General features: G+C 41.9%; 11 protein-coding genes. 5 read left to right on the top strand and 6 right to left on the bottom strand.

Translation table 11 applies throughout. From position 1 onward, the window contains the following. Positions 1 to 335: 335 nt before the first annotated feature. A complete protein-coding gene (locus tag ACM0OZ_RS03660) occupies positions 336 to 992 on the bottom strand; it encodes a DUF3386 domain-containing protein (protein ID WP_414581472.1) in 657 nt (218 codons plus the stop codon). 101 nt (positions 993 to 1,093) lie between these two features. On the opposite strand from ACM0OZ_RS03660, the gene ACM0OZ_RS03655 reads away from it, so the two are divergent. Then, positions 1,094 to 1,774 carry a helix-turn-helix transcriptional regulator gene (locus tag ACM0OZ_RS03655; RefSeq protein WP_414581471.1) on the top strand — a complete coding sequence of 227 codons (681 nt, stop codon included), beginning with the start codon at positions 1,094 to 1,096 and terminating at the stop codon, positions 1,772 to 1,774. Positions 1,775 to 1,864: 90 nt separating this feature from the next. On the opposite strand, the gene ACM0OZ_RS03650 is transcribed toward ACM0OZ_RS03655, so the two are convergent. Beyond that, a complete protein-coding gene (locus ACM0OZ_RS03650; protein WP_414581470.1) occupies positions 1,865 to 2,032 on the bottom strand; it encodes a hypothetical protein in 168 nt (55 codons plus the stop codon). A gap of 367 nt (positions 2,033 to 2,399) precedes the next feature. On the opposite strand from ACM0OZ_RS03650, the gene ACM0OZ_RS03645 reads away from it, so the two are divergent. Next, positions 2,400 to 3,194 (top strand): hypothetical protein, encoded by a 795-nt coding sequence (locus ACM0OZ_RS03645; protein WP_414581469.1) that lies wholly within the window; start codon positions 2,400 to 2,402, stop codon positions 3,192 to 3,194. Between the two features lie 103 nt (positions 3,195 to 3,297). Here ACM0OZ_RS03645 and ACM0OZ_RS03640 read toward each other — a convergent pair whose 3' ends face one another. Continuing rightward, a complete protein-coding gene (locus ACM0OZ_RS03640; protein WP_414581468.1) occupies positions 3,298 to 5,226 on the bottom strand; it encodes an alpha-amylase family glycosyl hydrolase in 1,929 nt (642 codons plus the stop codon). A 693-nt stretch (positions 5,227 to 5,919) separates the two neighbouring features. Between ACM0OZ_RS03640 and ACM0OZ_RS03635 the strand changes: the two genes are divergently transcribed. Beyond that, positions 5,920 to 6,663, top strand: coding sequence for a class I SAM-dependent methyltransferase (locus tag ACM0OZ_RS03635; RefSeq protein ID WP_414581467.1), 744 nt, complete (start codon positions 5,920 to 5,922; stop codon positions 6,661 to 6,663). A gap of 370 nt (positions 6,664 to 7,033) precedes the next feature. Here the strand turns inward: ACM0OZ_RS03635 and ACM0OZ_RS03630 are convergent, their stop codons facing one another. Then, positions 7,034 to 8,296: an HhoA/HhoB/HtrA family serine endopeptidase gene (locus ACM0OZ_RS03630; RefSeq protein WP_414581466.1), complete on the bottom strand. Its 1,263-nt coding sequence runs from the start codon at positions 8,294 to 8,296 to the stop codon at positions 7,034 to 7,036. 543 nt (positions 8,297 to 8,839) lie between these two features. Here ACM0OZ_RS03630 and ACM0OZ_RS03625 point away from each other — a divergent pair. Both ACM0OZ_RS03625 and ACM0OZ_RS03620 read left to right on the top strand, forming a co-directional pair. Next, the gene (locus tag ACM0OZ_RS03625) at positions 8,840 to 9,337 is read left to right on the top strand and encodes a hypothetical protein (RefSeq protein WP_414581465.1); all 498 of its coding nucleotides are present in this window, start codon (positions 8,840 to 8,842) and stop codon (positions 9,335 to 9,337) included. Positions 9,338 to 9,353: 16 nt separating this feature from the next. Beyond that, a complete protein-coding gene (locus ACM0OZ_RS03620) occupies positions 9,354 to 11,231 on the top strand; it encodes a GUN4 domain-containing protein (RefSeq protein ID WP_414581464.1) in 1,878 nt (625 codons plus the stop codon). A 41-nt stretch (positions 11,232 to 11,272) separates the two neighbouring features. Here the strand turns inward: ACM0OZ_RS03620 and ACM0OZ_RS03615 are convergent, their stop codons facing one another. Together ACM0OZ_RS03615 and ACM0OZ_RS03610 are read right to left on the bottom strand one after the other, a co-directional pair. Continuing rightward, positions 11,273 to 11,416, bottom strand: coding sequence for a hypothetical protein (locus ACM0OZ_RS03615; protein WP_414581463.1), 144 nt, complete (start codon positions 11,414 to 11,416; stop codon positions 11,273 to 11,275). Beyond that, positions 11,417 to 11,695, bottom strand: coding sequence for a helix-turn-helix domain-containing protein (locus ACM0OZ_RS03610; protein ID WP_414581462.1), 279 nt, complete (start codon positions 11,693 to 11,695; stop codon positions 11,417 to 11,419). Positions 11,696 to 12,057: the final 362 nt, after the last annotated feature.

Here is a 12,057-nt window from a genome sequence, read left to right as displayed (position 1 = left end):
TTTCTAATCAAAAAATCCCTAAAAACAAGTTTAACTATGAAGCTTTGAAAACTGTCCTCAAGACCAGAGAATTTCCGGAACCTTAGAGAAAAAACCAGTAGTCCTATACCAAGAAGAACTTTAAAAACAAAAGGGGTTAAACAATGTTGACTAACGTGGCTTTGATTGCTTTCGTAATTCTGTCTGCGCCTGTTATCTGTCGTGCAACAGAGGTCAAAAACACCAGAAGAACTAAGTGAATACTAATCTAATATACAGCAATCGTAAATCATTCCTGAACAACAAGATTCCCGACTTCTTTAAGAAGTCGGGAATCTAATCCATCTGCACTGCAATTAAGCAGCAACAGGCTCCAATAACTGAATGTTGGAAAAGATAATTTCCTGAATGGATGTTTTTCCTTCTATTTCGGTGCGAATTTCTCGACGATTTAGGATGAAGTAATCGCCAACCTTTTCGTACTCATCTGTAAACTCGCTTCTTCCGCCTTTTTGTTCGCCCGTTTTCGGATCGTGGTAAACAGAGTCATATTGATGAGACAGGTAGCCTTCTCCTGTATCATGACTGCTGAAGGTGTCAATGGTCACAACAACGTTGTGGATATGACGGTGGACGTGGCTCACTTCATTGTTGCGGACTTTGTAGCGATCGCCCTCGGACTTACCGCCTAAAAGAATCTCAACAGCACCAGTTTCGTCAGTTGCACCATAGCGAAATGTATTCGCGCCGTGGGTTTCTTCAAAAGAGCGACGGATGCGGTGAATCGCAATCTCCCATGCTTGATTGTTAATGAACTGCTTCGCCTGCTCGTCTTCTACCTCAAAAACTTCCGCCTTGAGATTCGAGTTGATGCGAATTTTGCCTGTAATCACCTGGTCATCCTGTTTATAGGTGACATCTGCGGTGTAACCAGGGAAGTTTTTCTCCCAAGTGTAACGGTTTTCGTATGCAGCACGAAAAAGTTCTTGAGCAGAAACTTGTGTTACTGTCATTGTTTCTCCTATCGTCACCTGTTGTGTTAGCTTTTTACCTTTGCTGCTATTAGCATAGAAGTAATTATGAAGTTTCGCATAGACCCCAAGTGGGTACACCTATGGTTAAATCTCTTCAAACTGTATTTCATGAAATAGCTTCTGTCAGCGATGAGCAAGAACTACGACGAGCTCTGATAGATACAGTGGCGGAGTATTTTGGCGTGCAGCGTTGGGGTCTCTATCTGCTGGATGAACCGTTCCCTCCAGAGGTAGATGCTCAAGATGTTCCGGGTGTGTGTATGGAAAGCAATCCGGTTGGGCGCTTCGTCGTTGAACGTCATGCTCCTGTTCACGAGCAATTGGTGTTACCAACTGGAGATTGGAAGCATTTTTGCTCGCGCCATGACCATGAACACGTCATGAGCGGACCAATTGTCTGTGATGGTCGTCTTGTGGGAACGCTTAACCTCGCCCGTGAGCATGGTACTGCTGCTTTTAACGTCAATGATCTGGCTGACATGAGTGCTTTATGCCTTCATGTTTCCGCAAAACTCGCCACCTTACGCGCCAAACCAAAAACATCTCTTTGTCCGTTAGCAAGTCGTCTTACTCCCCGTGAATTAGAAATTGCTGAGTTGGTGGCGCGGGGGTTAACCAATGCGGAAATTGGCGAAAAACTTTGGATTACACAAAATTCTGTCAAGCAAGCGCTCAAACGGATGTTCCGCAAACTAGAAGTTTCGGCGCGTGCTGAGATGGTCGCAAAGCTGCAAGATAGTTTGGGAGCAGTTATCAGTTAAGTGGTCAGTTGACACTTTGGAAGCAGTGCCAGGTATTGCGTCCTTAAGTAGTAGAAGTGGTAAAAAAGTTTGTCGAGTGCTAACTTCCAGTCAATTACCCTTTTTTTCTTGGGAAACTTCCTCAATCCAAACTCGAATAGTACTAGGATGTAATGACACACAAATTTCCCAAAATTCTGCTGTACTTTTTTTAACAAAAATACCATCCGTCTTTGTCTCAGAAAATAAACGGCTTTCGTATTTGACTACCCATCCCATCTATCAACACCTCTTTTGATTTTTACTAGTGTCTATAACCAGACAAGTAATACAAACACTAAAAAAATTAACACAAATGAAAAAAGAAAAAAGGACAGTTAAGACAGTTAAGACAGTTAAGACAGTTAAGCGAAAAAATCTATTTAAAGAATGAAATTTTAATATTTCTAAAGAATGAAATTTCAATGTGTTGCTCAAATCAAACTTTTCATCACTCAATACCCGCTAGAACACCGATTCAGTAATCAGATAGAAGTAAAGGCAGGCTCAGTAGTGTTGGTAAAAATTTTGGCAAGGACATGAAGATTATGAACAACGGCTACGCGACGAAGGTGAAATAAGTTTTTGCGAGCTTAACTTCCTAGGATTGACTCAATCTATCACAAGTTTCTCTTTTAATGGAGGAACAGCCACTCTAGACGAAGCCATATCTGCAAATGTATACGTTCGCCGTAACCCGCGTACAGATGACAGGCAGTTAGCCTGGTATTTTGGTACATTTGATGGCAACAATACCTTTACTTTTTTGAGTTCTGGTCCACTCTCACAAGAGCAGCTACTTTCAGAGAATAATATACTTGCAGGCTTTGATAACGTTTTTACAAATACAGGGGCTAACGTTGAGGGTACACCGTATAACGGAAACGCAAGTATTGAGCGCGTAGACTTTGTTTTGAAAACTCCTGTGGAAGCTAGCGATCGCACTGGCTTTGTTGTCTTGGAAAGAGGTGCGCCAAACGGACACGATGGTTTTGGAATTGCCGCAATTACACAAGTGAGTTCTTCTGGTAAACCAAGCGGTTACGGTTCTGTTGTTAAGATACCAGCTTCTTCATGGGGAAAAGTTCCTTTGGTCACACCCATTCCCCAAACCTATGTTGTGAACAATATTGCTAATGCTGGAACAGGAGTTGCCCAAAACCCTGCTCTAACAGTACCTGCTGGACAAACTTTAGGTGGTATTATTATCAAAACAAGCGAACTTATTAGTCCAGGTCAAACAATTTACGGTTACTCTATTTTCAGTCCCGACGTAACCTGTTCACCAGCTCAACTGGTTAATGTAAACAATCCCTGCTTTCCATTAGATACGAAGGCGGAAGGCGGTATCGATCTACCTTCTGTAAATTTAGGAGCCGTAAAACTCACTTCAGGAGTGTAGATGATCTGAGCAAAACAGATTTCTCTGATGGGGAGAATTCAGAATTCAGGAGTCAAAAAACATAATATTCTGACTCCTGAGTTCTGAGTTCTGACTCCTGTTGTTATGATTCGCGCCCAGGTGCCCAAGTATCACGCCATTTGACAGTCCCTTCTTTGGCAATCACCCAGCGACGATTCATCAGATTTTCGCGCAAAGGCGATCGCCCTTCTCGCAACATAGCGTATTTATAACTAATCAACTTGCCAGCACTTTCATCAAACGGAATCTCAGCAAACCATGTATTAGAGTTGATGTACTCCAGAGGATATCCCTTGCCAATATCCCAGTTACCTAATTCCGGACAATCTCCAATCACGACGATAGTTTCACCCAGTTGAGTTTGTACACCATTGAGTTGGACTCGCACAATCGTTTGCCCTTTCACCCGTTCTCCAACTCGGCTTAAGACGATCACGCCACGCTCTTCGAGTTGCAAGTCATAGATTTTACCGTCTTTCACTTCATACTTATTGCGAGTCATGACACAGGTGTGTTCTCCATCAGGTAGTTCTGTTGTGACCTCTGGTATGGTCACGGCTTCACCCTTATTTAGTAAAACAAAGCACAGGGAGTCCCGATAGCGACGTACGTAGCCGTAAACATCCGGCGTGATGTATTTTTGCCATTGGCTACCCATCGAAATCGCTGGATTGAGTCGCCGTAAGCCAGAAAGTAGCCTGATGTAACGATAAATTTCACTATCCGTATCCCATTTATCCATCATTGGACGGTTGTATGGGTCATTTCCACCATTAGTGTCATCGTGGAGATATTGTTCCGTCCCATAATAGATGCAAGGAATACCACGAGAAGTCATAATCAGGGTAATTGCCACTTTCAGTATCGCTGGATCAGAGTTCAGCGATTGGAAACGGGGCATATCGTGGTTGTCAAGAAAAGTAATTAACTCTGTCGCTCCGTTGTAGCGATAATCTTGGTCAAAAATCTCTTGAATCAGATGAAATCCACCTTCTGCACCTTGTGCCAAAGCTTCCCTAATGGCTACGCACAGCCCAAAGTCTAACATCGTCATGCCAGAATTATTGGCAAATTCTACAGAGCGATCGTCATAAGGATGGCTGAAAATCCATTCACCAAAAATAAACACATCTGGTTTGTGATTGTACATATCACCTGTGAATTCTTGCCAAAACCAGATGGGCATATGCTTAACAGTGTCCACCCGCAGTGCATCCACACCCCGGTCTAGCCATTGCTTAATTGCCGATTTGATATAATTACGATATTCAATGTTGTTCTCGTTAAACGTTGCAAGACCGGAAAGTTCACAGTTTTGTACTTGCCATTCATTTTCCCAGTCTTGCACTTCGCCATAGTGGTGATACCAGTGCTGCTCATCATCGTTAAAGTCAGCAATTTTCACTCCATCGTCGTATAATTCACCTTTAGTACCACTAATATCAGGTGAGCTATGGTTGCAGACAATATCCAGCACCAGCTTCATCTTGCGCTCGTGCAGTTCAGCAATTAATCTATCAAATGTGGTATCTTTTGTTTCTTGGGTTTTGTTTAAAGAAGGCTCTTCACCGTTAGCAATGAAGCGAGGATTAATCCGCTTAAAGTCCTTTGTCCAATAGCCATGCATTGCGGCATTGCCAACAAACAATTCTTCAATTTGCTCAAACAGAGGAGTTAACCAAATCGCAGTCACTCCCATGCTTTTGAGATAGTCTAACTTGTCGATGACGCCTTGCAAATCACCGCCCCAGTACTTACCCCAATCTTGTCGAGTTGGATCATACAGTTCTGCATTTTCACCTTCGCTGTTTGAGCGATCGCCATCATAAAAGCGATCCACCACAATAAAATAGAGAGTTTCCTGACGAAATTCAATATCTCTGGTGTAAAGAAACTCTAGGTCAATTTCTGTCTCTGATGGTGGTGTTTCTATAATGGCAGTGACTTCTGCCTCTGCATCTTCTACCTTGTATTGATCTTCTGAAAACAGCGATGGAGGAGTATTTACCATATGAGGATGAAAAATTTTACGCAACTAAGGTTTGCAGATTAATTAGCAATCTACTTCTAAGTAGTATGTGTAACTACAAATTCTGGTATTATCTAATCTTTCTTAAGAAAGAGGTATCTATCCCTGGCTAGTTTCTAAATATACCTATATTTATATATCTATAGATAGAGGATAAAGCAAAGAGAATAGAATAATGGTCTGTGAAGAAAAAATTGAAAGTAGGATAAGTAGGATTAGTGGGTTTTTAGTCTAAAAAGTGTGAAAATTAAAAAATCCCGCCAAACGTGTATGATTGGCGAGAAAACTAAACTTGTATTACCTGGTCATTAACTATCACACTTGTACAACCTATAGGTCAATCCATAGGAATATATATTTTTTGATATAGTCTAACCAGCTATTTCATTGTCACTGCCAGTTGGGTAGTGGCTTTTTTATATAGAGGACTCATATTTGATTTTTGAAATATACGTAGGGTGCGTTATGCCTCTGGCTAACGCACCATCCAAAGGCTTTGGTGCCGTACTTTCGGCGATAACACACCCGAAACATACTTAGATTTTTTCATAAATCAAATCGGATTCCTATATAATCTTCCATAAATTTAGTTGTATCCTAAAATCGCGATAGCAAGGTGTTAGCAAGATTTTACTTATCCAAAGTGCAAATTCAAGAGAAATAGGAATTAACGATATGAGCGGACAAAATCAGCAACACTACCAAAAAATCAGCAATATTTATGACGATTTGTGGTCTTACTCAGAAGAGTACATTAAATTTATGACTACAAAGGTCATTGAATATTTACGCTTAAAACCGACAGATACTCTTGTCGATTTAGGGTGTGGTACAGGGATTTATGCAAAATCAATTCTGAAGCAGATACAATTAGATAACTCAATTATCTGCGTAGACCCTTCTGAGAAAATGCTCCAACAAATACCTGATAGCCCTCAATATAAAATTATGGCATTAGATGCCATAGATTTTTTATCCCAAGCCGAAGTTTACAATAAGGTTCTAATAAAAGAAGTAATCCATCATATAGATAACAAAGAACTACTATTCAGTCGTTTATTTCAACGGTTAACTAGTGATGGGATTTTCTTGTTAATACTTTTACCTCCAACTATTGATTACCCCTTATTTGATGAAGCTTTGCATCTATATGAAAAAAGCCAGCCTCACTATAGCAATCTTGCTAACTTGCTTGAAAAAGTAGGCTTCAAGGTATCAGTTAATTTAGTGGAATATCTTCAGGCTATTCCTAAATCACAATATTTCCATATGGTGGAAAATCGCTATATGTCCCTGCTTTCATTGTTTGATGATAAACAACTAGCTGAAGGTTTGGCGGAAATGTCACAAAAGTATGCTCAACAATCTATTCTGGAATTTCCTGACCGTTTTGTTTTTATTACAGCAAGTAAGTTGTAAAATCAGATATTTTTCTAGGTCTTGGGCTGCATCGGTTGCTATAGCAATCCGAATTGAATTGTGAGAAAACAGTTAAGCCAAAATATATCTCAATAATGAAATTTTTATATGTTGCGAGAATCGTTGTTTTTATAACCAAAAACCAAACCAGCCAGTAAGACAAATTGACTTACTGGCTAGTCTTAGGATTATTGAACTTTTGTGGGGTTATTTAAATTCAATCTTTCCTTTTACCCTATATTTACCACCATCGCCTGAAAAATAACGAGTACTAAGTTCGCGTTGAATATAACGCGAACATTGCTCCCTTTTCCACATCCCGTGAAAAGTCAGATTCCCTGTTCACGAATTCGATGAAAAATTGGACAAGTTACCGAGTTTGAATGTTGGGAAGTTGCTCAGGTTCGACTGTCAATGCCACGGTTTGCCCATTTCGCCGAACGTCCATTTGCAAATTGCCGCCGACACCAACTGTCTCTAGAAGCCGCTGAACCACGTTTGCTTTTGTCACTGGCTGGTTATTGATTGCTGAAATCACATCGCCCGGTCGCAGTCCTGCTTTTGCTGCTGGCGTGGCTCTTCCAACTTCGACAACCAGAATTCCTTGGTCATCTTCAACCTGAATCTTGCTGTTGGGAGCGTTGTTAATTTGCTGCTTGACTTGCGGGTTGAGAGTGACCATCTGGATGCCAATGTAGGGATGTTGAACTTGCCCTGTGGCAATAAGCTGCTGGGCGATCGCTTTTGCGGTGTTGATGGGAATCGCAAAGCCAAGCCCTTGTGCTCCCCTCAAGATGGCAGTATTAATGCCAATGACTTCACCTTTGGCATTTAACAATGGTCCACCGGAGTTGCCAGGATTGATTGCGGCATCAGTTTGAATAAAACCAACGCGCTTATCGGGTATACCGATGTCTACGCTAGAGCGCTCAGTTCCACTAATTACGCCAACTGTTACGGTTTCTTGTAAACCGAGAGGATTACCGATAGCGATCGCCCATTGTCCCTGTCGGACTTTATCAGAATCACCTATAACAACCGCCGGTAAATTATTCTCTGCTTGTACCTGAATAACAGCTACATCAGTCACCGGGTCTTTCCCTAAAACTTTACCTGGCAAGATGCGACCATCTTGAAAGGACACAGTGACCGTATCTGCTTCATCCACAACATGAGCATTAGTCAGAATCAGACCAGTAGGGTCAATCACAAAACCAGAGCCAAGTCCCCGCAAAATTTGTCCTGAAGGCGGAACTCCCCGCGCACCACCTAGAAAGGGTTTGAGAGCATCTGGCACATCCCCTCCCAAGGTGCGGGAGACATTCACTTGAACGACAGCAGACTCTACTTTGTCTACAGCTTCTGTCACAAAATTAGATTCGCCATCGGCAACAAGAGTGCTGCCAACATTAGCCAAACCCTCGTAGGCATAAGCAGGGCTTAACCAACCACTGAACAATACAGTACCAACGCTCACTAACACCAGGAGTATGCAAGTAGATAACTTGTGTAACAAGCGCTGAAAATCTGTCAGTTGAATCTGCTGTGTTTTCTGACTTGAAGAGGGGTGAGCAAAGTAAAAGTTTGTAGAATCGCGAACTGACAAGTTAGCGCCTGTGCGATCGCCGTACATAGTTTTTATTCCTTTGTTGGGATGAATCAAGGATGTGGGCAATTTATTTCAAGGCTCGTGTTCTAGCCTGTCTCAAGCGTAGTAGAAAGGTGGTATTGCAAAACTTCACTCAGCTGATAGATTTTGCTGGACGAACTGCAAAGTTTCTTCGCAATGCTCAAACCTGACAGATAAGCTAAAGTTATCGTGTCAAGACTTTTGGATGACAACGCACCTAGTTCATGATTCCCTGAATGTCTGCTTCATTGAAAAGAATCGTTGTTTCAAAACCCACCCTACCCATTTCTGGCTCTGGATCCATCTCCATTTCAACAGCATAAGTCCATGTTCCTGAATTGGGTCGATAGTTTTTAATCGTACCATGGTGAAATGGATAAACGAATGCGACGCCTGTATCACCCGGAATTCACGGCTAGCAGGCTGTATGTAATTATAAAATTATTAAGTTAATTAAACAGAATATCCTGCAACCGCGCCAACTATAGGAAGCGGACGGTTGTTAAGACCTAAAAGCTGCGACTCTATACTAGTGACAACAAACTTATGCCTAAAATAGACCCCGCCAAGTTTAAAAAAGTCTCTGTCAGCCTTCCCTTTGGCATCGGTTCTGCTGAATGGGAAGCCGATCCAACTGAGCGTCGGGCTGCATGGTCGTTATATGTTGAACTTGTGACCCGTATTGCTGTTCAACCTTTGGAAATTGACGAAGGACTGTTGCGTGAGGCGCTAACATCTTTATACAGTCTGTTTGGCATAACACGGGAAGTCCTCAAACAAGCTGGACCAGATGTTGGTGCATCCCGCGAGTCTGTTGGAGGCATTGCTATAGCGGTACTGAATAATGGTTTGCGTCCTTTTCTTGCCAAATGGCATCCACTGTTGCAGACATGGGAAGCACAGCGTCCTCCTCACTTGAGTCCTAAAGAGCATGAGCGCAATTGGTCTGAGGAAGGAAATTTGCGGGATGAATTAGAAGCGTTGAGAAGAGATTTGGAACAATATGCCAACGCCCTAGCAATTATTGCTGGTGTGAAGGAATAACAGGAGAAGCTTCTAAATGACCTACGCTCAACCTCAGTTCGATGTCTTCCTTTGCCACAATAGCGAAGATAAGGAAGCAGTCATAAAAATTGCCCAGCAATTAAAGAACGACTATAAGATTGAACCGTGGCTGGATGATTGGGAGCTACGACCTGGTTTTCCTTGGCAGCCGGAATTAGAAAAACAGATTGCCCACATAAAGTCAGCAGCAGTTTTTGTTGGTAAGAGTGGTATAGGTCCGTGGCAAGAAGATGAAATATATGGTTTTTTGCGTCAATTTAAGCAACGAAAGTGCCCTGTTATTCCTGTACTGCTTGCTGATGCCCCACAGAAGCCTCAACTCCCACTTTCCCTAGAAGGCATAACTTGGGTTGATTTTCGCGAACAAACGCGTGTTTATACTGCTCCGATAATTAAGCTGGTCTGGGGTATTACTGGGCAAAAGCCAGAGACAACAGTGAAGGTGATCCCGGAAAGTCAAAGCGATGACCTCAGTTATGAACCGAAGAAAGAAGTCCCCAATACCCAAGAACTGAGAAACCTAGAGGTTATAGAAACTCAAAACACCCCGCAAAATCAACGAGATGATTCAGATGATGACCTCAGTAGCGAGCAGGTCATAAACTACACTGTACTCCAAGAATTCCTAGCAGTGGGAAATTGGCTGGAGGCTGATAGGGAAACCAGAGCTATTGTGCTTAAGCTATCTGGTCGAGAACAACAGGGTCAACTTGAAGCAGAAGATTTGAGAAAATTACCCTGTCAAGACCTCAGCCAAATCGACCAACTTTGGGTTAAATATAGTGATGCGCGATTTGGTCTTAGTGTACAGCAGCGTATTTGGCGAAGTATTGGAGGAACAAGGGGCGCAGGTTACGAAGTCTTTCAGCGTTTCGGTGATTGCGTTGGCTGGTTTGTAAGAGGTAATTGGAGTACATATGATAACCTTATTTTTGCTTTAACTGCTTCTGATGGTCATCTTCCGTATTGCAGAGCTTGGCTATATTCGAAGCGATCTAATGCTGTTGTAAGTCGTTTCTCTTCTCTCATGTCAAGGCTTGAGCAATGCAAAATACAATCTGACACTGCGCTTACTGAACAGATTATCAAACCAGAGCTTCCAAATGGGCAAGCAATTCAACAGAATATAACTCTAAATGAGGATAGAAACACATCAAGACCCGCTAACTTAACCTTACTTGTTTTAATAGCTATAGGTACAGCTATATTACTTGGTACTTCGTTGGGCATTTACTTTTTCAATGGAGGGAAATATCCTTCTCCCCAACCTTCGATATCTCCTTCTCCTCAAGCTAAAGTTTCTGGCATTTTTACCTGGATGAATCAAAGTTTTACCTGGATACCAGGCAGTTCCCCCAGCAGTGGGTATAGTATAACTCCACCTGGTGTGTTATCGATAACTGCCGGCGGAGACACAGAAATTTACACAGAAAATAAAGAATCTGTTAAGACAGCACCCGTTGTTACTTATCCATTAAATGGAGACTTTGAGGTGCGGGTTAAAGTTAAATTTAATCCTACTATCAATAATCAGCGTGCTGGTCTTGGTATTAGGTCAACAAATGCTCCAAATGATCATCTACGCATTTACAAGTTAGAAGGTAAACAGATTGAAATGTGTAGAAATCTATCAGCACATCCAGAACCCTTAGGTAAAACGCCTTATGAGGATGAGACTATTTATTTTAAGATCAAAAGACAAGGTAAAGATTTTAGTATGTTTTACAGTTCCAATGGGAGCAATTGGGTTCTTTTAAAAAATGACAATTTAGAAATATCTCCAGAGGTAGAAATATTTCTTTTTGTTCTTTCCGCAAACAACCGAGATCCTGTTACTGCACAGTTTAGTGACTTCGTAATCACTCGTCTATGAAACTTCAATCACCCAAGTTGATCTGAGGTTTTTTGTGAGTGTCAGAGAATCTCAATGATGGCAATAGACAAAAATGCAGGATGCCATTGTGTTATACCATCATCACTCAGCCTGTCGTGGATGCCATAATTGCTGAAATCGTAGAAAAAGCCTTGCTGCATTCCCGCTGCTTTGTGTGTACGCACTTATTGAATTTCTACATAAAGTTTCTTGTCTAAAGCATTTGCATATCTTTCTAAAGTAGAGATACCAACATCTGAACCATCGTTTTCGATTTTGATGATTATAGATTCATGCAAATTTAACCGACGTGCTAATTCTTCTTGTGTGATTCCCGCTTCAATTCTTGCTTGCGCCAGTAGCACCCCAATTTTAAAACTGGAATATCCAGATTCAAAATCTTCAGCAAACTCCGCATCGGTTTGCTTGCGTCTGCCAATGTATTTCTCAACATCACTCATCATTTTGCTTCCCACTTAAATAATCTCTTTTTGGGAGAGTATCCCAAATGTGTAAATTTTCCTCATCCCACAGACTGGAAGTCTGGGGCTACACAAACCAAGTCCCTTCGGGTTCGCAGTCGCCTACGGAGGGAGACCCTCCTGCAGCGCTGTCTCACCGCCTGCGCGGACTAATACATCTAGCCTGCGGAGGCAGGCTTTGTCTGTGTAGCCGCGATTTCTAATCGCCCGGTATTTTTTATTTTGCAGACAGAGAATCAAAAAATTCTTCAATAGGGCAGCGTTCTGAATCTGTGCGGTAAAAGACAACCTGCTATATAAATTCTAGACTTGTCTAGACATTTACTTCTTTCTTCATAGGGAGC

The organism is Scytonema sp. PCC 10023, assembly GCF_963920835.1.
In the GTDB taxonomy this organism is placed as follows: domain Bacteria; phylum Cyanobacteriota; class Cyanobacteriia; order Cyanobacteriales; family Nostocaceae; genus Kalymmatonema.
The sequence above is the reverse complement of the archived record's forward strand: the minus strand, read 5'-3'. Positions and strand labels throughout refer to the sequence as shown.

What these genes read in the sequence shown, in the direction of transcription:
- ACM0OZ_RS03660 (WP_414581472.1), bottom strand. Translation starts at nt 992, where the DNA reads ATGACAGTAACACAAGTTTCTGCTCAAGAACTTTTTCGTGCTGCATAC.
- ACM0OZ_RS03655 (WP_414581471.1), top strand. Translation starts at nt 1,094, where the DNA reads ATGGTTAAATCTCTTCAAACTGTATTTCATGAAATAGCTTCTGTCAGC.
- ACM0OZ_RS03650 (WP_414581470.1), bottom strand. Translation starts at nt 2,032, where the DNA reads ATGGGATGGGTAGTCAAATACGAAAGCCGTTTATTTTCTGAGACAAAG.
- ACM0OZ_RS03640 (WP_414581468.1), bottom strand. Translation starts at nt 5,226, where the DNA reads ATGGTAAATACTCCTCCATCGCTGTTTTCAGAAGATCAATACAAGGTA.
- ACM0OZ_RS03635 (WP_414581467.1), top strand. Translation starts at nt 5,920, where the DNA reads ATGAGCGGACAAAATCAGCAACACTACCAAAAAATCAGCAATATTTAT.
- ACM0OZ_RS03630 (WP_414581466.1), bottom strand. Translation starts at nt 8,296, where the DNA reads ATGTACGGCGATCGCACAGGCGCTAACTTGTCAGTTCGCGATTCTACA.
- ACM0OZ_RS03625 (WP_414581465.1), top strand. Translation starts at nt 8,840, where the DNA reads ATGCCTAAAATAGACCCCGCCAAGTTTAAAAAAGTCTCTGTCAGCCTT.
- ACM0OZ_RS03620 (WP_414581464.1), top strand. Translation starts at nt 9,354, where the DNA reads ATGACCTACGCTCAACCTCAGTTCGATGTCTTCCTTTGCCACAATAGC.
- ACM0OZ_RS03610 (WP_414581462.1), bottom strand. Translation starts at nt 11,695, where the DNA reads ATGATGAGTGATGTTGAGAAATACATTGGCAGACGCAAGCAAACCGAT.